General features: G+C 58.3%; 24 protein-coding genes and 13 tRNA genes. 6 read left to right on the forward strand and 31 right to left on the reverse strand.

Annotation, left to right across the window (positions count from 1 at the left end; all coding sequences use genetic code 11):
• Positions 1-5 precede the first annotated feature (5 nt).
• Complete coding sequence (locus HMPREF9166_RS07210) at positions 6-446, forward strand: DNA starvation/stationary phase protection protein (RefSeq protein ID WP_039981183.1); 441 nt, start codon at positions 6-8, stop codon at positions 444-446.
• Positions 447-556: 110 nt separating this feature from the next.
• On the opposite strand, the gene HMPREF9166_RS07215 is transcribed toward HMPREF9166_RS07210, so the two are convergent.
• Positions 557-1,777 carry an MFS transporter gene (locus tag HMPREF9166_RS07215; RefSeq protein WP_009753338.1) on the reverse strand — a complete coding sequence of 407 codons (1,221 nt, stop codon included), beginning with the start codon at positions 1,775-1,777 and terminating at the stop codon, positions 557-559.
• 88 nt (positions 1,778-1,865) lie between these two features.
• Positions 1,866-2,894 carry an AI-2E family transporter gene (locus HMPREF9166_RS07220; protein WP_009753339.1) on the reverse strand — a complete coding sequence of 343 codons (1,029 nt, stop codon included), beginning with the start codon at positions 2,892-2,894 and terminating at the stop codon, positions 1,866-1,868.
• A 133-nt stretch (positions 2,895-3,027) separates the two neighbouring features.
• On the opposite strand from HMPREF9166_RS07220, the gene HMPREF9166_RS07225 reads away from it, so the two are divergent.
• Both HMPREF9166_RS07225 and HMPREF9166_RS12080 read left to right on the forward strand, forming a co-directional pair.
• A complete protein-coding gene (locus HMPREF9166_RS07225; RefSeq protein ID WP_009753340.1) occupies positions 3,028-3,306 on the forward strand; it encodes a hypothetical protein in 279 nt (92 codons plus the stop codon).
• A 171-nt stretch (positions 3,307-3,477) separates the two neighbouring features.
• Entirely contained in the window at positions 3,478-3,714 is a 237-nt protein-coding gene (locus HMPREF9166_RS12080) for a DUF4160 domain-containing protein (RefSeq protein WP_071586085.1), read from the forward strand.
• A gap of 54 nt (positions 3,715-3,768) precedes the next feature.
• On the opposite strand, the gene HMPREF9166_RS07230 is transcribed toward HMPREF9166_RS12080, so the two are convergent.
• From HMPREF9166_RS07230 to HMPREF9166_RS07270, 9 genes are all read right to left on the reverse strand, one after another.
• A complete protein-coding gene (locus tag HMPREF9166_RS07230) occupies positions 3,769-4,203 on the reverse strand; it encodes a F0F1 ATP synthase subunit epsilon (protein ID WP_009753342.1) in 435 nt (144 codons plus the stop codon).
• Positions 4,204-4,206: 3 nt separating this feature from the next.
• Positions 4,207-5,619, reverse strand: a complete 1,413-nt coding sequence (atpD, locus tag HMPREF9166_RS07235) for a F0F1 ATP synthase subunit beta (protein ID WP_006690449.1) — start codon at positions 5,617-5,619, stop codon at positions 4,207-4,209.
• 42 nt (positions 5,620-5,661) lie between these two features.
• A complete protein-coding gene (gene atpG / locus HMPREF9166_RS07240; protein ID WP_006690450.1) occupies positions 5,662-6,510 on the reverse strand; it encodes an ATP synthase F1 subunit gamma in 849 nt (282 codons plus the stop codon).
• 18 nt (positions 6,511-6,528) lie between these two features.
• The gene (gene atpA, locus HMPREF9166_RS07245) at positions 6,529-8,046 is read right to left on the reverse strand and encodes a F0F1 ATP synthase subunit alpha (RefSeq protein ID WP_009753343.1); all 1,518 of its coding nucleotides are present in this window, start codon (positions 8,044-8,046) and stop codon (positions 6,529-6,531) included.
• Between the two features lie 17 nt (positions 8,047-8,063).
• The gene (locus tag HMPREF9166_RS07250; protein WP_009753344.1) at positions 8,064-8,603 is read right to left on the reverse strand and encodes a F0F1 ATP synthase subunit delta; all 540 of its coding nucleotides are present in this window, start codon (positions 8,601-8,603) and stop codon (positions 8,064-8,066) included.
• Positions 8,597-9,121: a F0F1 ATP synthase subunit B gene (gene atpF / locus HMPREF9166_RS07255; protein WP_009753345.1), complete on the reverse strand. Its 525-nt coding sequence runs from the start codon at positions 9,119-9,121 to the stop codon at positions 8,597-8,599. Before atpF ends, HMPREF9166_RS07250 begins: the two co-directional genes overlap by 7 nt.
• 39 nt (positions 9,122-9,160) lie before the next feature.
• Complete coding sequence (gene atpE / locus HMPREF9166_RS07260; RefSeq protein ID WP_006690454.1) at positions 9,161-9,412, reverse strand: F0F1 ATP synthase subunit C; 252 nt, start codon at positions 9,410-9,412, stop codon at positions 9,161-9,163.
• Positions 9,413-9,505: 93 nt separating this feature from the next.
• Positions 9,506-10,186, reverse strand: coding sequence for a F0F1 ATP synthase subunit A (atpB, locus tag HMPREF9166_RS07265; RefSeq protein ID WP_006690455.1), 681 nt, complete (start codon positions 10,184-10,186; stop codon positions 9,506-9,508).
• A 32-nt stretch (positions 10,187-10,218) separates the two neighbouring features.
• A complete protein-coding gene (locus tag HMPREF9166_RS07270) occupies positions 10,219-10,620 on the reverse strand; it encodes a hypothetical protein (protein ID WP_009753346.1) in 402 nt (133 codons plus the stop codon).
• Positions 10,621-10,957: 337 nt separating this feature from the next.
• Here HMPREF9166_RS07270 and HMPREF9166_RS07275 point away from each other — a divergent pair, with 337 nt between their 5' ends.
• The gene (locus HMPREF9166_RS07275) at positions 10,958-11,218 is read left to right on the forward strand and encodes a hypothetical protein (RefSeq protein ID WP_009753348.1); all 261 of its coding nucleotides are present in this window, start codon (positions 10,958-10,960) and stop codon (positions 11,216-11,218) included.
• A gap of 42 nt (positions 11,219-11,260) precedes the next feature.
• Here HMPREF9166_RS07275 and HMPREF9166_RS07280 read toward each other — a convergent pair whose 3' ends face one another.
• From HMPREF9166_RS07280 to HMPREF9166_RS07300, 5 genes are all read right to left on the reverse strand, one after another.
• Complete coding sequence (locus tag HMPREF9166_RS07280) at positions 11,261-11,518, reverse strand: Txe/YoeB family addiction module toxin (protein ID WP_009753349.1); 258 nt, start codon at positions 11,516-11,518, stop codon at positions 11,261-11,263.
• Positions 11,511-11,783: a type II toxin-antitoxin system Phd/YefM family antitoxin gene (locus HMPREF9166_RS07285; RefSeq protein ID WP_009753350.1), complete on the reverse strand. Its 273-nt coding sequence runs from the start codon at positions 11,781-11,783 to the stop codon at positions 11,511-11,513. The genes HMPREF9166_RS07280 and HMPREF9166_RS07285 overlap by 8 nt, the downstream gene beginning before the upstream one ends.
• Before the next feature lie 97 nt (positions 11,784-11,880).
• A complete protein-coding gene (locus HMPREF9166_RS07290) occupies positions 11,881-12,603 on the reverse strand; it encodes a DUF4198 domain-containing protein (protein ID WP_039981186.1) in 723 nt (240 codons plus the stop codon).
• A 124-nt stretch (positions 12,604-12,727) separates the two neighbouring features.
• Positions 12,728-13,228, reverse strand: a complete 501-nt coding sequence (locus tag HMPREF9166_RS07295; protein WP_009753352.1) for a hypothetical protein — start codon at positions 13,226-13,228, stop codon at positions 12,728-12,730.
• A 26-nt stretch (positions 13,229-13,254) separates the two neighbouring features.
• On the reverse strand, positions 13,255-13,446 hold the full coding sequence (locus tag HMPREF9166_RS07300; RefSeq protein WP_009753353.1) for a hypothetical protein: 192 nt from the start codon (positions 13,444-13,446) through the stop codon (positions 13,255-13,257).
• 202 nt (positions 13,447-13,648) lie between these two features.
• On the opposite strand from HMPREF9166_RS07300, the gene HMPREF9166_RS07305 reads away from it, so the two are divergent.
• Positions 13,649-14,584, forward strand: a complete 936-nt coding sequence (locus HMPREF9166_RS07305) for an LPP20 family lipoprotein (protein WP_009753354.1) — start codon at positions 13,649-13,651, stop codon at positions 14,582-14,584.
• Positions 14,585-14,688: 104 nt separating this feature from the next.
• Entirely contained in the window at positions 14,689-14,910 is a 222-nt protein-coding gene (locus HMPREF9166_RS07310; protein ID WP_039981190.1) for a molybdopterin-binding protein, read from the forward strand.
• A 53-nt stretch (positions 14,911-14,963) separates the two neighbouring features.
• Here the strand turns inward: HMPREF9166_RS07310 and HMPREF9166_RS07315 are convergent, their stop codons facing one another.
• The 15 genes from HMPREF9166_RS07315 to HMPREF9166_RS07385 form a co-directional block, all read right to left on the reverse strand.
• Entirely contained in the window at positions 14,964-15,644 is a 681-nt protein-coding gene (locus HMPREF9166_RS07315; protein ID WP_039981677.1) for a trimeric intracellular cation channel family protein, read from the reverse strand.
• 265 nt (positions 15,645-15,909) lie between these two features.
• Complete coding sequence (locus HMPREF9166_RS07320; RefSeq protein ID WP_009753357.1) at positions 15,910-17,199, reverse strand: triacylglycerol lipase; 1,290 nt, start codon at positions 17,197-17,199, stop codon at positions 15,910-15,912.
• A 146-nt stretch (positions 17,200-17,345) separates the two neighbouring features.
• Positions 17,346-17,431: transfer RNA gene (locus HMPREF9166_RS07325), tRNA-Leu, on the reverse strand.
• Between the two features lie 10 nt (positions 17,432-17,441).
• Positions 17,442-17,527: transfer RNA gene (locus HMPREF9166_RS07330), tRNA-Leu, on the reverse strand.
• Positions 17,528-17,599: 72 nt separating this feature from the next.
• Positions 17,600-17,685: transfer RNA gene (locus HMPREF9166_RS07335), tRNA-Leu, on the reverse strand.
• Between the two features lie 13 nt (positions 17,686-17,698).
• A tRNA-Leu gene (locus HMPREF9166_RS07340) sits at positions 17,699-17,785 on the reverse strand.
• 11 nt (positions 17,786-17,796) lie between these two features.
• Positions 17,797-17,870 (reverse strand) — tRNA-Gly (locus HMPREF9166_RS07345).
• Position 17,871: 1 nt separating this feature from the next.
• A tRNA-Thr gene (locus HMPREF9166_RS07350) sits at positions 17,872-17,947 on the reverse strand.
• Between the two features lie 52 nt (positions 17,948-17,999).
• Positions 18,000-18,075: transfer RNA gene (locus HMPREF9166_RS07355), tRNA-Phe, on the reverse strand.
• Between the two features lie 36 nt (positions 18,076-18,111).
• Positions 18,112-18,188 (reverse strand) — tRNA-Asp (locus HMPREF9166_RS07360).
• 18 nt (positions 18,189-18,206) lie between these two features.
• A tRNA-Val gene (locus HMPREF9166_RS07365) sits at positions 18,207-18,282 on the reverse strand.
• 6 nt (positions 18,283-18,288) lie between these two features.
• Positions 18,289-18,364 (reverse strand) — tRNA-Lys (locus HMPREF9166_RS07370).
• Positions 18,365-18,380: 16 nt separating this feature from the next.
• A tRNA-Lys gene (locus HMPREF9166_RS07375) sits at positions 18,381-18,456 on the reverse strand.
• Positions 18,457-18,496: 40 nt separating this feature from the next.
• Positions 18,497-18,573 (reverse strand) — tRNA-Gln (locus HMPREF9166_RS07380).
• Positions 18,574-18,641: 68 nt separating this feature from the next.
• Positions 18,642-18,717: transfer RNA gene (locus HMPREF9166_RS07385), tRNA-Asn, on the reverse strand.
• Positions 18,718-18,722: the final 5 nt, after the last annotated feature.

Below are 18,722 nucleotides of genomic sequence, written 5' to 3' on the forward strand. Positions count from 1 at the left end.
TTACTATGAACAAGGAAATCACAAACGCACTCAACGGCTACATCGCCAACGTCGGTGTCGGCTACATCAAGCTGCACAACCTCCACTGGAACGTGGTTGGCTCGCAGTTCAAGGCGGTGCACGAGTACCTTGAGTCGCTCTACGACGCATTCGCGGATGTGCTCGACGAGAGCGCCGAGATCCTCAAGATCTGCGGTGAACAGCCGGTTGCAAGCCTCAAGGGCTACCTCGCGATCGCAACGATCAAGGAGCTCGCCGATGAGAAGGTCGATCAGAAGAAGGCACTCCAGCTGACGCTCGCCGACCTCGAACTCCTCCGCGACCAGGCGGCATCGATCCGCACCCTCGCGGACAAGGACGATGTCTTCGGCATTGCCAACCTCATGGAGGATCACATCGCGAACTACGCAAAGCAGATCTGGTTCCTCCGCTCCATGCTTGCATAATATTCTTCCCGACAAAAAAAGCCGCCGTGCAGCTGCACGGCGGCTTTTTTTGTTGAGAAACGAGGTGCAGCGCATTTCTGAGCCGCATGCCCGCCCGTTGATCCGATCCGCTATGATTGTTCCTCCTGCCCTCTGTGCTGCGTCTCCTTCATAAAGAATGCAACGACGACGAGCACCGCCTCGAAGGCAATGACAATGATATCAAGTGCCGCCGCATGGCCGAGCGTACTCGTCAAAAAGCCCATCAAAGGACCGGAAAAGAACGAGAGGAAGTAGCTCGATGCACCGACGATGCCGGTCGCAAGCCCGATCTGCTGATGACTGACGCCATCCTGTGCGATCGTGTAGCCGAGAACATAGACAGCATGAAGCCCGATGCCCATCATCGCACCGACGATGTAGAGGAGCGGTGAGTTCTGCGGCATAATGTGGAAAATGACGAGGGCGCAGAGCGCGTTAAGTGCCGAGAGGAAGAGCACCGTCGGCCGCCGGCCGAAGCGATCGGCAAAGAATCCCAAAAGGACGCCGCTTAGTCCGCCGATCCCATAAATTGCGCCGAAGAACTGCCCTGCCTCCGTCGCACTGAATCCCTTATAGGTCATAAAGAGATACGGTCCCATCGAGGCGAAGCCCCAATATGGGATGATGTTCAGAATCTGAATCAGCACGGCGAGCCATACGACCTTGTTGAAGCCGACGGTGCGCACTGCCTCACACAGGTGAAGGCGCTTGACATCCTTGGACGTGTCTGTGTACCGCGCCCGCAGTCCTACGATGAGGAGAAGGCCGAAGATGACGGTCACAACGCCCATGTGCTGAAGGCCGACACTCCACTCTCCCGTGCGCTCGAGGCTCCATCCGTAGTAGGCGGGGCCGACATACGCGCCGATCGAATAAAAGGTCATCATGAGACCGTTGAGCATTGCGCGTGCCGCAGGAAAAATCGAGCCCGCCACGGAGTACATGACGATGTTCCAGCAGCCCTCTGCGACACCGAACATAAAGCGCCAGAACGCCGCAGCAGCGAAACTCGCCGAGGTCGTCACAAGAGCCGTCATACAGCCGAGCCCAACCATCCCCATGACAAGCATCCGCTTGCGTCCAAAACGGTCTGCCAGATAGCCTGCAGGAATGTCAACAAGTGCCTGCCCAAGAGTAAATATCGTGCCGATCGTGCCGAGCTGAACGGCGGTCAGTGAGATGCTCGCCGCGACGGCTTTGAGTCCGACGCCGAACGACAAACGGTTGGCCGAGTAAAAAGCATAGCCTAGAGCCAGCAGGAAAAGCTGAAACCACACGATTTTGGGGATGTTGGAAAGACTTTTTTTCATGATAGGTCGCTTCTTTCGGTTTGTATTTGTGCGGGTAAAGCTGCATTCCCACAGTTCATATCATAATGCCTCATCAAAAAATTTTCAATCACGGCTTTTCTTCCTCCCCCTCCGGCGTCTCGGTTTTCTGCTCATGATAGATGTCCGTCACAACGATCTTGACAATAACCATGAAGGGAACGGCGAGGAACATTCCTGCGGCACCGAGGATCTCACCGCCGAAGACGACGCCGAGAATGACGGCAACGGGGTGGAGGTGAAGGCTCTTTCCGACAAGGGCGGGATAGACAATGTTGTGATTGATCTGTGTCAATGCAAGGTAAAAGAGTGCGGTCTGCACAGTCAGGTCATGGGCTGCCGAGGCGGTCATGATTATGCCGAGTGCGGATGCGGCGGTGGGGCCAAGAACGGGAACGAACTCACTGATCCCGGAGAGCAGAGCAAAGACGGAGCCATACGGCAGACCCATGAGGACAAAGTAAAGAAATACGATAAGCCCCGTGATGATACACATGACAAGCTGACTGCATACGTAGATGCGCAGAGCGTGGAGCAGACGGTCAAAGAGGCTCAGGACGCGCCCGCGTGATCCATACGGAAAGAGCCCCGCAAGCCAGCGTTTGATCATCTTTCCGTCCTTCAGGAGGTAGAAGGAAACGAAGATGATGATGACGAAGTCCATGATTTTGCCGACGGCGGCAAGCAGGAAGGAGAGCGACGCGCGCAGGAGCTCCGCGCCGACGCTGCGCAGCTTGTCGAGGAAGCTCTCCATCTCCTGCTGCAGATCCATCTCTGTGAGAAGAGGCATCTGCTGGAGTCCCTGCCCGATGCTCGGCAGCTCCGTGACGAAACGCTGCAGGGACGGGACAACAGAGCGTGAAAGGACGGAGAGGAGGACGAGGACGAGCAGGAGAAAGAGGAGGATCGCCCCCGCCGACGCGATGCCGCGCGGGATGCGCCGCCGCTCCATCGCATCTACGACGGGCTGGAGGAGGATCTGCAGGAGGAGCGAGAGAAAGACGATAAAGGCGAAGTCCTGAAAGAACCAGAAGGAGGAGAGCAGTGCGGCAAAGACGATGGCAAGGATGATGGAGGTACGGTGATTCGCGAGGTTCATAGATGCCTCCTTTCGCAGTCATGTGTGGAGCTATGATAGCATATTCACGGCGCATCGTCCACAAAAAGGTACAGCGGCTGTCTATTGACCGCAGTCGCACGCATACGTATACTATGGATGAGGAGGGAGTATCATGAAGCACTATTACAGCACGATTGACGGTATTGTCACGACGTTTTCGGATATTCACCGCTCCGCGCTGCGCGGTGAGAGTATTCTGGTCTGCATGGAGCGTGCCAACGCGCACGGGTTTGATACGGCGGAGTTTCTGCTGCCGAGCATTACCTGCACAAAGTACAGTGGCTTCAACGAGGAGGAACGCGCAAAGCTGACCGAGTTTGTTAGAAACAACAGCTCTCTCATTTGGGAGATCGCACGCGAGGACGGTGAAGTCATTGCCGACGTGGGGTGATTTATTCGGCTATCGTATCTTTGGGGGAATCACTGATAAAATGAAGTCCGTCAGATTTGCGCAGATTTTTTCGTCCTGTCAAGGAGACAAACCGGACGCATAGCCAAAGCTATGTGGAGGATTTGTCGACACAGACAGGGCAAAAAAGATGCGTTAAGATGGCGCGGCTGAATTTATCAGTGCTTCCTTGGGTCGCGCGAGGAAAACGAGCCTGTCCACGTTCATGTCTGCAAGGGTGCGCCTTCCCCGAATGCGACAAAAATTTGGATACCGGCAGACGGCAATCCCGTGGTCGCACATAACCATGGAAATATCCCGTCAAAGGATCTAAACCGTCTGCTCAAGGGCATTGCAGCGAATAAGGAAAGTATTGTGTTCGCTTGGTATCAGCATTTTGGACAGTTATAAAAATCAAAACCGCCCCAACCAATATGGCTGAGGCGGTTTTTCTATCCCGGTGAATCATGCACCGGGCTTCACTGTCTTCGCGGTCTGCAGGCGTGCTGCGGCGCGTTTCAGTGCGAGGGAGGCGCGCTGCTCGTCGATGATGCTCGCCTGTGCATCGGGATCCTCGCGCAGACGCTGCAGTCGCTCCTGCGCACGCTCATAGGCACGCTGGGCGCGGTTGATGTCGATGTCGATCGGCTCCTCCGCTGCTGTTGCGAGTACGGTGATCTTGTCGGGGGTAACCTCCATGAAGCCGCCCGCCACAGCGACGAGCTGTTCCTTGGCGTCGACATGAATCTTCATGGCATGGGGCTCAAGTCCCGTGACGAGGGGAATGTGCTTCGGCAGTATGCCGATCTCGCCGCCCGTGGAGCGGGCGATGAGCATGTCGATGTCGGCGGCATAGACCACGCGGTCGGGAGATACGATCTCCAGCTTGATGGTCGCCATCCGTCATTCCTCCTCTTTGAGCTTCTTCGCCTTCTCGATGACTTCGTCGATGCCGCCGACCATGTAGAAGGCAGCCTCGGGGAGGTCGTCGTGCTTGCCGTCGAGGATTTCCTTGAACCCGCGGATCGTGTCCTTCAGCGCGACGTATTTTCCGGGCGAGCCCGTGAATACCTCGGCGACGGCGAACGGCTGCGAGAGGAAACGCTGGATCTTGCGTGCACGCGAGACGGTCAGCTTATCCTCGTCGGAGAGTTCCTCCATACCGAGGATGGCGATGATGTCCTGCAGCTCCTTGTACTTCTGGAGCACCGCCTGTACACCGCGCGCGACTTCGTAGTGCTCCTGCCCGATGACGTGCGGGTCGAGGATACGCGAGGTGGAGTCCAGCGGGTCAACGGCGGGGTAGATGCCGAGCTCGGCGATCTGACGGGAAAGAACCGTCGTCGCGTCGAGATGGGTGAATGTCGCCGCCGGTGCCGGGTCGGTGAGGTCGTCCGCGGGGACGTAGACCGCCTGCACGGACGTGATCGAGCCCTTTTTCGTGGAGGTGATGCGCTCCTGCAGGGCACCGACGTCGGTCGTCAGTGTCGGCTGGTAGCCAACGGCGGACGGCATACGTCCGAGCAGCGCCGAGACCTCGGAACCTGCCTGGATGAAACGGAAGATGTTGTCGATGAAGAGCAGAACGTCCTGCCCCTGCACATCGCGGAAGTACTCTGCCATCGTCAGACCCGTCAGAGCGACGCGCATACGTGCTCCAGGCGGCTCGTTCATCTGGCCGTAGACGAGGGCGGTCTTGTCGATAACGCCCGACTCGGTCATTTCCGACCAGAGATCGTTGCCCTCACGCGTACGCTCGCCGACGCCCGCAAAGACGGAGTAGCCGCCGTGCTCGGTCGCGATGTTGTGGATGAGCTCCATGATGAGAACGGTCTTGCCGACGCCGGCACCGCCGAAAAGTCCGACTTTTCCGCCGCGCGAGTACGGGGCGATGAGGTCGACGACCTTGATGCCCGTCTCAAGGATCTGGGTCGATGTCTCCTGCTCGTCAAACTTCGGGGCGGCGCGATGGATCGGCCACACCTCTTTATTGCCGACGGGTTCGGGATTGTGGTCAACGGTCTCACCGAGGACGTTGAAGACGCGTCCGAGGGTCGCCTCGCCGACCGGCACGCTGATCGGCGCACCCGTGTCGTCCGCCTCCATGCCGCGCATCAGGCCGTCGGTGGAGCTCATGGCGATGCAGCGCGTGACGCTGTCGCCGAGGTGCTGCATGACCTCGACCGTGAGGTCGATGTCATGGTCGGCCGTCTTGCCCCTGACCTTGATGGCGTTCAGAATCTCCGGCAGTTCGCCTGCCGGAAACTCAATATCTACGACAGGTCCGATGACCTGTACGACTTTACCTTTTGCCAATGGAAAACCTCCTTACCTCCATGCACGCGGCGTACATGGATGTCACTTGAGTGCCTCGGCGCCGCCGACGATCTCGTTGATCTCGTTCGTGATGCCCGCCTGACGTACCTTGTTGTAGTAGAGGTCGAGCTTCCCGATGAGCTCCCCGGCGTTGTCGGTCGCGTTGCTCATCGCGTTCATGCGTGAGCTCAGCTCGCTCGCCGCCGACTGGAGGAGCGCCGCATAGATGGTGGTGAAAAGGTACTGCGGCAGCAGTGCCCCGAGCACCTCCTCGGCATTCGGCTCATAGATGTAGGGTGCCTGTGCGTGTCCCTCGCCTGCCTCTGCGGTAAAGGGCAGGAGTTTCACGGCCTCGGGCACACAGGTAATGGCCGACACGAAACGCGTGTAGACCATGTAGACTTCTTTGATCTCACCGGACTCAAACGCACTGATGAGCGTGCGCGCAATCTTCTGTGCATGACGCGCCTGCGGGCGCTCGCTGATGCCGACGCGCTGACTGATGATGTCAAAGCTGCGGTTCTTGAAGAAGTCGCGTGCCTTGCGCCCGACGGTGACGATCTGCGTGTTGGACTTATCCTCGACGAGCGTCATCGCCTTTTTGAGTGCGTTGCTGGAGTATGCGCCCGCGAGCCCCTTGTCCGCCGCCATGACGAGGATGAGGCGCTTGCCGCTCTCATGCTGCTCGAGGAGCGGATGCGCGATGCCCGTCGCCGCTGCCGCCACGCTGCGGATGACCGCAGCCGTCTTTTCGGCATAGGGACGGTTGCTGTTGGCCGCCTCCTTGGCACGGCGCAGACGCGAGGTCGCGACCATGTCCATGGCGTTCGTGATCTGCTGGATGCTCTTGACGCTGCGGATGCGCCGGCGGATGTCCTGTAAATTTGCCATATACGGTCACCTCTCCCCTTACGCTTCTTTGTAGGAGATGGTTTCCTTGAACTCCGCGATCGCCTTCGTGATGTCTCCCTCGAGCCCATCGTCCAGCTTCTTCATCTCCGTGATCGCCGCTGCGATCTCCGGATGCGCCGTGCGCATGAACTTCAGGAAGTCCGTGTGGAAGGTGACGACCTTGCTGACGGGGATGTCCGCGAGATGGCCGCGCACCGCCGTAAAGATGACGAGCACCTGCTCCGCAACGGAGAGCGGGCTGTACTGCGCCTGCTTCAGCGTCTCAACCATGCGGGCACCGCGGTCGAGCTGTGCCTTCGTCGCCTTGTCAAGGTCCGAGCCGAACTGAGCGAACGCCGCGAGCTCGCGATACTGTGCGAGGTCGAGACGCATCGTGCCCGCGACCTGCTTCATCGCCTTGATCTGGGCGGAGCCGCCGACACGCGAGACCGAGAGACCGACGCTGATCGCCGGGCGGATGCCCGAGTAAAACGAGTCGGTATCCAGCATGATCTGACCGTCGGTGATCGAGATGACGTTCGTCGGGATGTACGCCGAGAGGTCGCCCGCGAGTGTCTCGATGATCGGCAGTGCCGTGATGGAGCCTGCACCGAGTGCGTCGGAGAGCTTTGCCGCGCGCTCGAGGAGGCGGGAGTGTAAGTAGAACACGTCGCCCGGGTATGCCTCGCGTCCGGGCGGACGGCGGAGCAGGAGCGACATGGCGCGATACGCCGCCGCATGCTTGGAGAGGTCGTCATAGACGCAGAGCGCGTGACCGCCCTTGTACATGAAGTACTCTGCCATCGCCACGCCCGCATACGGTGCGAGGTACTGCAGCGGCGCAGAGTCTGCTGCCGTCGCCGCGACGATGATCGTGTAGTCCATCGCGCCGCCGTCCTCGAGCGTCTTGACGACGCGTGCGACGGTGGAGGCCTTCTGACCGATGGCGACGTAGACGCAGATACAGTTCTGTCCCTTCTGGTTCAGGATCGTATCGACGGCAATCGCCGTCTTGCCCGTGCCGCGGTCGCCGATGATCAGCTCGCGCTGGCCGCGGCCGATCGGAACGAGGGCATCGATCGCCTTCAGACCCGTCTGGAGCGGCTCATGGACGCTCTTGCGGTCGGCAATGCCGGGTGCCGGCGACTCGACCGGACGGAACTCCTTCGTATCGATGGGGCCCTTGCCGTCGATGGGGCGGCCGAGTGCGTCCACGACGCGTCCGACCATCGCCTCGCCCACGGGCACCTGCATGATGCGTCCCGTACGCTTTACGGTGTCACCCTCCTTGATGAGGGTCTCGCCGCCGAGCAGCACCGCGCCGACGCTCTCCTGCTCAAGGTTCAGGACAAGACCGTAGACGTCATTGCCGAAGTCCAGCAGCTCGCCTGCCATCGCCTTGTCGAGGCCGTAGATATGCGCAATGCCGTCGCCGACCTCAAGAACTGTGCCGACGTCGTTGACGTTCAGATCGACATCATAGTTCTTGATGCGTTCCTTGATGATGGAAGTAATCTCTTCCGGATTCATTTTCATATTTCGCTGTCACCCCGCTAGTTCGCCATTAACTCTGCCGTCATCGCTGCCAGACGTCCCTTGATGCTGCCGTCGATGCGGCGGTCGCCGATGCGCACCACCACGCCGCCGATGAGCGAGGGGTCGCGGTGCTCGCGCAGGGAAACCTCTTTGCCCGTCACGCGTCCGAGCTTTTCCATCAGCTCTGCCTTCTGCATCTCGCTGAGCGGCTCCACCGTCGTGACATCCGCCACAGCGATGCCGAGCTTCTCGTTCGAGAGCTGCACAAAGATCGCGCTGATCGCCTCGAACACCATCATGCGCCGCTTGTCGATGAGCAGCAGGAGGAAGTTCAGCACCATCTCGCGCACATCGTCCCCGAACACTTCCTTCAGGAGGGACTTCTTGTCCTCGGGCTGGATGTTCGGGTTGCAGAGGTACGCCTTCAGCTCCGGGCAGTCGACGTATGTCTGCTGCACCTTGGCGAGGTCATTTCCGTAGGCGCTGAGCGCGTTCTCCTCGCACGCCAGCTCGAAGATCGCACGCGCATACTTGCGCGCCAGCTCCATGTTTAGCATGACGCGTCACCGACTTTTTTCGCGTCGAGCTTTGCGATGAACTCGCCGATGATGGCGTCATTGTCCTTTTCGTCCAGATTCTTCTGGATGATCTTGCCCGCCGCTGCGAGCGATAGGGCGACGACCTCGGCCTTCAGCTGCTCCACCGCATGGGCGCGCTCGCGCTCCATCTGTTCCTCGGCGGACTTCTTCATCTGCTCGATCTCACGCTTCGTCGCCTGGATGCTCGCCTCGCGCTCCTCGCCGGCACGCTTTTCTGCCATGTCGACGATCTCCTGCGCCTTCGTACGCGCCGCAGCGAGCTGCGCCTTGTACTCGTTCAGCGTCGCCTCCGCTGCCGCGGCATCCGCATCCGCCTTCTCGATGCTCTCAGCGATCTTCGCCTTGCGCTCGTCCATCATGCGCACAATCGGCTTGTATGCCACCGCGCGCAGAAGTGCAACGAGAATCAGGAAGTTGATGATTTGGATGGGCAGCGTCCCGTTGAGATCAATCAGGCCTTGCGTAATTTCACTCAATTCCTATGCCCCCTTTGCAAAATCCGTGCCACATACGTCTTAGTGAATCAGCGGATTTGCATAGAGCATGATGATGCCGAAAACGACGCCGATGATGGCAAGAGCCTCGATCAGGCCGACCGAGATCAGCGTACGCGTAAAGAGGACGCCGCCCGCCTCCGGCTGACGTGCGAGGCCCTCGATGAAGCGGCCCGTGACAAGGCCGTCACCGATGCCTGCGCCGATTGCAGCAAGACCAAAGCAGAGACCCGCACCGATAAGAGCGCCTGCGACCATGATTGCGTTTTCCATGAAAAGATCCTCCTTAAATATGTGAACAAAATCTTCGTGTCCGTGCCTGCTGCACGGTGTGCAAAACCTGTGTGGTCACGACCGATACTGCCGTTAGTGACCGTCGTCCGTCTTGATGGCAGCGCCGATGTACGCCGTCGACAGCATCGTAAAGACCAACGCCTGCACAATGCCGACGAACACGCTGAACGCGAGCCAGATCACCGACGGGATCGTCGAACCGTTCCCGAGGAGCTGCAGCAGGATGTGAATCAGAATCTCACCCGCCAGAATGTTGCCGAAAAGACGGAACGACAGCGTAATCGGTTTCGCGAGCTCCTCGACAATGTTGATGATGATGAACGGTGCGACCGGCTGGAAGAAATGTGCCACATAGTGCATTCCCTTCACCGCCAGTCCCAGGACGTGCATCATGACGATGACCAGCAGGGCCAGTCCCAGGGTGGTGTTCAGATCATTTGTCGGCGATGCCATCGTCGGAATAAGACCAATCCAATTCGACACGAGAAGGAACAGGAACAGGGACACGATGAACGTGGACAGGAATCCACGCCCGCGCGGGCCCATGTTCTCCTCCACCTGGTCATGCAGAGCCTCGATCACCGTCTCCATCATCATCTGCCAGTTGGACGTCGGCACAACCTTCAGATTGCGTACCGCCAGCCAGCCGATCAGGAGCACCACGGCCATCGAGATCCACGTCATGACGAGGGTCTGTGAATTGAAGGTAAATCCGGCGATCTGCACTGCCTCGCGAACACCGATTTCGTGCATAACCTCTACCTCCCTCGGGGGGTTCCCCCCTCCTACTTCGAACCGTCCGTCGGACGGTCCTTTCCATCTGCGTACAGGGCCCTGCCGATCAGCTGCGCCATCATCAACACGTGCATCAGGAGGAATCCTCCCACTGCCGCGAAGAAATGCCGCACGCCCGTTATCGTTGCCGCCCAGAGAACCGCTCCGATGAGGACGAGCATCAGCACCAGCCCGATCTGCACCTGCGCCGCACCGCCTGTCCCGCGCCGCGCCGCACGCAGAAGGCGCCGCGCAAGCTGGACAAAGTAGAGCGCCGCCGCCGCCGCGCCCGCCGTGAGTGCCCCGATGAGCGCAAGCTCTCCCATCATGAGGAGAGCCGCCGCACCGAGGAGAACCGCCGCCGCGAACGCCAGACCGACCTGCCTCCAATACGCCGATAAAACCTGCCTCATATTCCTCCTCCGACCACGCGCAACAAAACCCCGACATCCACCATGAATGTCGGCGCACGCGCCGTCTTCGTTGAATATCAGTACCTTTATCGTATTCGACGCGATACCAAAAAATCCTTGCGAAAGAATACAATAGGCAAGGCACTTTTTCAATATTCCGTCAATACCATAAAGCGGGATTATTTACATTCGCCGTAACGATGTACTTCCCTTATGGTTATTATACGGGGTTCTACGGATTTCCGCAACCGTATTTTAATGTTAAATTGAATTTTATTCTTGTATTGTATCATAGGCTCTGATAAAATGAGCCGATTACAGAGAGAGGAGCGCATCCATGACCATCGAGGGAGCTGTCATTATCGAGAAGGGCGTCACCTTCGCCATCATCCACGTCGCGCCGGAGGTCACGCGCTACACCATCAAATCCACGCAGACCCGCCGCGCCCTCATGCGCTTCTTCCCCGGCATGCCCATCATCCTCATGAGCCTCACACCGCAAGGCAAACCGCAGTACTACGGACGCAAGGACATCGTGGACTTTTTGAATACCGTACGCCTCAATCAGATCCCGTGGAAGAAGTATCATATTGTGTGAAAAGGGCTGTGGTACGAAGTTTTTCGTTCGTACGACAGCCTCTTATTCATAATGCCCCTTGCAGGCGGCAATGTAGATATTCTTTTCATCGAAGGAATAGATAAGCCGATCCTTCTGCGTGATGCGGCGGCTCCAATATCCGCTGAGATCATGGCGCAGAGCTTCGGGCTTCCCGATACCCTCATGCCCGTTGCGCTCGATATCCGTCAGCAGCTCGTTGATTCTCCGCGCGATCTTGCGATCCTCACGCACCCACGCCATGAAGTCCTGCCACGCATTTTCCGAAAACACCTTATTCATCGAGGAGACGCTCCAGCTCTGCCGTGGACTTCTCCGTCACGCGCCCCGCGCGCAGCTGGGCGATGCCCTCCACGATGTGTGCGTGGTTGCGCCGATCGCTCATCAGAAAGACGTTCTCCATCAGATTGTTATAGCTCTCAAGGCTCATCAACACCACATTCTCCTCATTGCGCCGCGTCACGACAATCGTCTCCGCGTCGCGCGCCGCCGCATCGCAGTAGCTCTTGAGGTTGCTACGCAGCGTCGAGAAATTCACCGCCACCATACGATCACATCCTTTCCACTCTATTGTACCATATTCGGTACAAAAGAAAAAGAGCCGTCATGCTTTCGCACAACAGCTCCCTTTTTCTCCGTGTCTTTTACTCCGCCGGCAGGATGAACGACAGCGAGCTGAAGATCTTCTTCGTCACGTTCGGATTGTCCGTCGGGAAGCCGACCTCGACGCCGATCACGTTCAGGCCGTTGTTCGCCACGCGCACGGAGACGAACCCATCTGCATCCGCCTGCGTCTCGGCCGTCAGGTTGCCGAGCACATCCGCAATGACAGGTGCATTCGCGTACGGCTGACCATCCTTATAGATGCGCAGGTTCAGCGTGTCGCCGCGCCGCAAGGTCAGCGGGTTCACCATCGGAACGATCTGGATGGGCACATTGTAGATCCCCGCCGGACGCACCTTGTCGCTCCAGTAGTGGACGTTGTACTTGTAGGCGTACGTCACCGACACGAGGTTCTCGATGTTCGAGTAGTCGCGCGTCGGAATGACCTTGCCGTCCGTCGTCTTGGCGAAATAGCCGTAGTCGAAGAACGTCGCCGTCACGCCGAGATCATCGCCCGGCACAATGGTGATGTTCTTCTCGCCGTCCACGCGCTCCACCGTCGTCGGCTGGAAGTTCACATCGTACGCATCAATGCGCTGGACACATGCGGGGTCGTAGGCATTGTCCAAAGGCCCCTCGCCGAGGACGAGTGCCTTCGTATCGACGCGATTCGCAAAGAACACGCCGTGCGCATCCGTCGATGCCGCGGTCATCGAGAGTCCGATGGCCGCACCGAGTGCCGCCGCCAAAAGCTTTTTCTTCATTAGATTTCCTCCCATCAAAAACAAGGGGTTCTGTGAATGCATACTGCCACTCCTATATTATTATAGTATAATTGATTTCTATTTGCAATAAGAAAAAGTACATACGAACAAAACGGGGGCAGCGCTATCCATCGATCTCCCCCGAGATCAGCGCACTGCCCTTGGGAGTTTCGTCAACGGGGACGAGATTGCGCCCTGCAAGCGGCTCATCGACAGGGATAAGTCCGCGCGCGGCAGGCTTCGTCGGCGCAAGACCATAGGCGGCATCTCCTTGCACGCGCAGAGCATCGATCTCATGGTGCAGCCACTTCAGCTCCTCTGCATGTTCGTGGAGTTCCCGATTTGTGTTGTTATGGTCTTTCAGCCGCGAAAGTTCTGACCGCAGTGCTATGACCTCCCTGCGCAGGGCACCCAGATCATCCTTATCCACACCGGCATCTGACACGCTCGACGATAGGCTTGCGGCAAACTCCAAACCTTTTTCCAGACGATCCTTTTCCCTTGTAATCTCCGCGATGTTTTCGCGCGCCTCCCGTCGGAAGTCTGTAAATCGGTCCTTATATTCCTTCTGCCATTCGTCGGTTTTCACCTCAAGCTGCTCCACACGATCCCCCATCAGAAACATGATACAGACACCCAGATAGATACCAGTCAGCAAAAGCCCTCCCAGAATGTACAGTATCGGTTCGTTCTCTGCGCCATCTCCTTCAGCCCATGATAGACCAGCCCCACGCCGATCAGCAAGGGCAGGAGGAACCATGCCTTTTTAACAAAATACACCCCTGCTGCGAGCATTGCGCCGAGGATCGCGATCACAGCTAAAGCAGTCAGAACAGCATCCATCTTCCGTCATCTCCTCTTCGTCCAATATCTTCACAAAGATACTGTCTCGATTATACCATGTCGAAAGTAATTTTCAACAGGATATGGCAACCATGTTCTAAGGATCTCACAGAATACTAATCCCCTTTTTATTGCTCTCTATTCTTCATCTGAGATATTCGATATAGATTCATGCTTCGGATAACTTCAAGGAGGAATATTTATGCACATTGTAAAAGCCTTTGCCCTTGCCGTCCTCATGCTCGCACTCGCCGTCTGCTTAGCTGACACGGCAGAGGCAGCGACCGACTGGGACGGCGGACGCATCCGCGCGGAGGGAACGGGCATCGCCCCCGCACGCACGGTGAGTGCTGCACAGGCGCGTGCCCTTGCCCGCCGTGCCGCCATCGCCGACGCCTATCGTCAGCTCGCCGAGCAGATTCAGGGCGTCGCCGTCGATGCCTCGACCACCGTCGAGGACATGATGGTCACGAACGACAGCGTCCGTACTCACGTCAGCGCCCTCGTGCGCGGTGCACGCATCGTCGAGGAAAAGGCACTGCGTGACGGTGCCTACACCGTCACCCTCGAGGTGCCCGTCTTCGGTGTCAGCTCCCTCGCGGGCTCCGTCTTTACTCCGAACACTGCGCGCGAACAGTGGACATCGCCGGACAGCGTCTATGAGCCCTACACCCCGCGCGACTACGACACGACGGGCTACGGCACCTACGGCCGCCGCGGCGCTTACGACGGCACGACGACCACGCCGGCCGCGCCTGCGCGCCGCTCCCCCTCCACCAGCTCTGCCGCGAGTGCGCCAAACGGACGCGCCATCGGCGGCTACACGGGACTCATCGTCGACTGCCGCGGCATGGGACTGCGCCCCGTCATGAGCCCTGTCATCAAGACAGAGAACGGCCGCCCCATTTACGGCTACAAGAACCTTGACAGCGACAAAGTCGTCGCAAACGGTATGGCAGGCTACGTTCGCAGTGAAGCGGATGCCACGCGTGCCGGACGGAACCCGCTCGTCGTCCGCGCCGTTCGCGTGGACGGCAATGCGAACCCCGTCCTCTCTGCCGAGGATTCACGCCGCGTCCTCATTGAGAACGGCGCAAGCGGCTTCCTTGACGCGACGAACGTCGTCTTTATCCGCTGAGCAAAAATAAATACACAAAACACCGTATTGCTATGATAAAGATCATAAACAATACGGTGTTTTTATGTTATAATGCGGGGACTATCAAAAAGGGAGGAAACTATATGAAACTTAGTGCAAGAAATCAGCTTAAGGGCAAAGTCGTCTCCATCGAGAAGGGTGCTGTCAACGGCATCGTCGGCATCGAGCTGAAGGGCGGTGACGTCATCACCTCGACCATCAGCCTGAACGCCATTAGCGAGCTCGGTCTTGAGGTTGGCAAGGAGGCATATGCCGTCATCAAGGCAACATCCGTCATGGTCGGCGTCGATCATCACCACAGCTAAGACCTGCCGCACGCAGTATAAAATCCCTGTCCCGCGTATGGGACAGGGATTTTTCATTGCAGAGATTCCTCCTCCTCGTCCTCATGATGCCGCTTGGGCGGACGCGGATGATAGAGACTCCAGTTCCAGTGAATCGCAGCGAAACGGATGAGGAGGACAAGGAGGAAGGCGAGCCATGAGACGGCCTCGATGCCGAGAGTGCCGCCCAGAGCGCAGAACACAAATGCTCCAACGAGGGAGGCCGCTGCATAAACTTCAGCATAGAGGACGACGGGCATTCGCTTCGCGAGCACATCGCGGATCATCCCGCCGCCCACCGCCGTCGTCGCCGCGAGAAGGATGGGCAGGACATAGCTGTCCGCACCGCCGAATCGTACCCCCGTGAGCGCCCCCGTGATGGTAAAGGCGGCAAGACCAATGGTGTCGGAGACGTTGAAGATCGTCAACAGTCGCCGACGCTGCATGTGATGCAGTTCTGTCCACTGATAGAGAAATGAAGTGAAGAGAGCAACGCCGACGGAGAGCAGAAAGTTCGTCGTGTCGCGCAGCGCCATCGGCGGGGTCAGCCCGACGAGGAGGTCGCGCACCATGCCGCCGCCCACCGCCGTCGCGAGGGCAAGCACGGAGATGCCAAAGATGTCCATGCGGCGCGACAGTCCGACCAGCGTGCCCGACACGGCGAAGGCGAGCGTCCCGATGATGTCAAAGAGACGCCAGAGATCGATTTCTCCCATGAGCATAGTTTCGTCCTTCCCTTTTGAAGCTTATTTTACTTGCGCCGCCTAGGACGTCTCCCCTGCTTTTTAGCTTCCCCCGCCGATGCGGGGGAAGTGCCGAACATAGTGAGGCGATAGGGGTGCCTCTAGCTCATTCGACTCTCTCACGGAGAAAACCACGAATCGACCGAGGCGCCCCTTCCACCATGCAGCGCATGGTCCCCCTCCCCCGTGCCGCACGGGGGAGGCTTTCACCGTCCACGGTGTGACGATAGGAGCTCTCTCAATCCTGCGCAAACAGATAGAGAATAACCTCCATCGGCGTAAGCGCTCCTGTCGCCGCCGAGCGTGCCCCCGCCGCAAGGAGATTTCCATCGCGGTCATAGACACTGCGCTCAAGGGTCAGACGATAGGTCTCGTGCGCGTCACGGAGCTTTTCTCCCGAAATCCGATAGACCAGCATCTGCTCCGCCCCCACGGTACGTGCCGCCCTTGCCTGCGCCGTCACATCGAGTGGGCCAGACGTATCCGCGGGCGCAAACACCGTCGCCGCGTTCCGTACGTACTGCGCATCACGCAGCACCGCACGCAGATAGGGCACATCCTCTGCGAGCGCGTCATCGACTTCCACCACAATCGGCGCGAGATAGACCGTATGCCCTGCCGTACGGTTCTCCCGCCCCACGAGAAAGGTCAGCGCGCCGCTGCTGTCGTGCGTGTCATAGAGACGGCGCAGCGCCGCATCCACATAGACGGTCATCGTATGGGGAAATGCCGCCGTCGTCCGCGCGGGCTGCCAATCGATGCGCTCGCCGAAATGGTGAAAACCGAGTGGTGAGGGGAGCGCGTCCTTCACGGGATCACCGCGCATCACAACGCGGCGCAGGGTAAAGCGATCTTTATAGGTGCGGACAAAATCATCGTTCCCCACTGCAGGCGAGCCGAAGGTCGTCACGATAAGCTGATCGGGAGACACGCCAAGGTCAGAGAGACGCGCCGCCGCAAGAATGGCCGCCGCGCCGCCGAGGCTGTGTCCCGTGAGATAGAGCTTTTCCGAAGGATGCGCGCGCAGGTCGGCAGCAAGGTGCTCCCCTGCCGTCTGCCCATCCACTGCATCCGTAAAGAGCGCCGCCTGACAGTAGTCGAGGAACCCACGGTGAACCAGCGGCATCCCGCCGCGCTCCGCCTTTGGTGTATCACGCACGGTGAGAAACTCCGCCGGCGAGTGCCCGCCGAACGCCGCGCGTTTCATTCGCAGATCCGTCCAGACGTCACTGCCGCGCTCCGTCCCGGGAAAAGCGATAAGATGCAGCTCTGCTCCATCGGCATCACGGCGCACCATGTGAAAGAAACGTCCGACTGTTCCGCGGTGCCCCACGGTCTCAGCGCCGACGATCTCCCATCCCGCCGCCGTCAGCCGTGCACGCAAGAGCTCAGAGAGCTCCCCGCTGTAGGCCGCCTCGGACGCCGCCGCCTCGACAAAGAAGAGCGCAGGGAGATCAGGGGCGGCGGCGAAGGCACGCAGCGGAAATGCAAGCACGCAGAGGAGAATCACGAAATGCAATACCTTCATCAGCACACCTCCCACACAATATATCTATCGCTATTATACCTGTTTTCCTTGAAAAATCATAGGAACGACAGATAAAACAACGTGTGAGCATACTTCATGACACAAAATAAAACCGCCGTGGTCGCCCACGACGGTAGATTTTCAGATGGTGCGGTTGATGGGACTTGAACCCATACGTCTTGTGAACACTACCCCCTCAAAGTAGCGCGTCTGCCAATTCCGCCACAACCGCGTATAAAATATGGTGCGGTCGAGAGGACTTGAACCTCCACGATGTTGCCATCACTAGCGCCTGAAGCTAGCGCGTCTGCCATTCCGCCACGACCGCATATTAAGTTGTCAAGGAATATCATCGAGCACAAGCAGCGCATCTGCGCCGCGCTGCCCGTAAGTCTCTAAATGGTGCGGTTGATGGGACTTGAACCCATACGTCTTGTGAACACTACCCCCTCAAAGTAGCGCGTCTGCCAATTCCGCCACAACCGCATAATATAAAAGTTGGTGCCGAGGACCGGAATCGAACCGGTACGATCTTTCGATCGGGGGATTTTAAGTCCCCTGCGTCTGCCTGTTCCGCCACCCCGGCGATAGGCAAAATGGAGCGGGTGATGGGAATCGAACCCACGTGACCAGCTTGGAAGGCTGGGGCTCTACCATTGAGCTACACCCGCATGGAGCTGGCGAGAGGACTTGAACCTCCAACCTGCTGATTACAAGTCAGCTGCTCTACCGATTGAGCTACGCCAGCAGCAAAGCACAAGCGGCGACTGCCGCAGGCGCTGTCCCCAAGGGATAATAAGTGGTGCCTCAGAGCGGAATCGAACCACTGACACGGGGATTTTCAGTCCCCTGCTCTACCAACTGAGCTACCGAGGCATCGAATATATAACACAATAGCGTGTAATATGCAAATGGCGACCCGAAGGGGACTTGAACCCCTGACCTCCGCCGTGACAGGGCGGCATTCTAACCAACTAAACTACCGGGCCGTAAAAGGTAAGCACCTATGGTGGGCGATGACAGGATCGAACTGCCGACATCTTGCTTGTAAGGCAAGCGCTCTCCCAGCTGAGCTAATCGCCCATAAAATGGTGACCCACCACGGAATCGAACCGTGAACCTACTGATTAAGAGTCAGTTGCTCTGCCAGTTGAGCTAGTGAGTCATGATATGTAAAGAAATGGTGGCTCACCCGGGACTCGAACCCGGGACCCTCTGATTAAAAGTCAGATGCTCTACCAACTGAGCTAGTGAACCTTTATCAGCGCCACGTAACCCGCCAAAAAAGGGTATATTTTGGCTGGGGTAGTTGGATTCGAACCAACGGATGCGGGAGTCAAAGTCCCGTGCCTTAACCGACTTGGCTATACCCCAACTATCCACGGGCACACCGATCATACGATCCGTATCCCCAAAGCGGCGACGCCGCTGTAAATACAAAATGGCTCCTCGAACTGGACTCGAACCAGTGACATTCTGATTAACAGTCAGACGCTCTACCGACTGAGCTATCGAGGAGTATG

It is taken from the genome of Selenomonas sp. oral taxon 149 str. 67H29BP, from assembly GCF_000146365.1.
GTDB classification, from domain to species: domain Bacteria; phylum Bacillota; class Negativicutes; order Selenomonadales; family Selenomonadaceae; genus Centipeda; species Centipeda felix.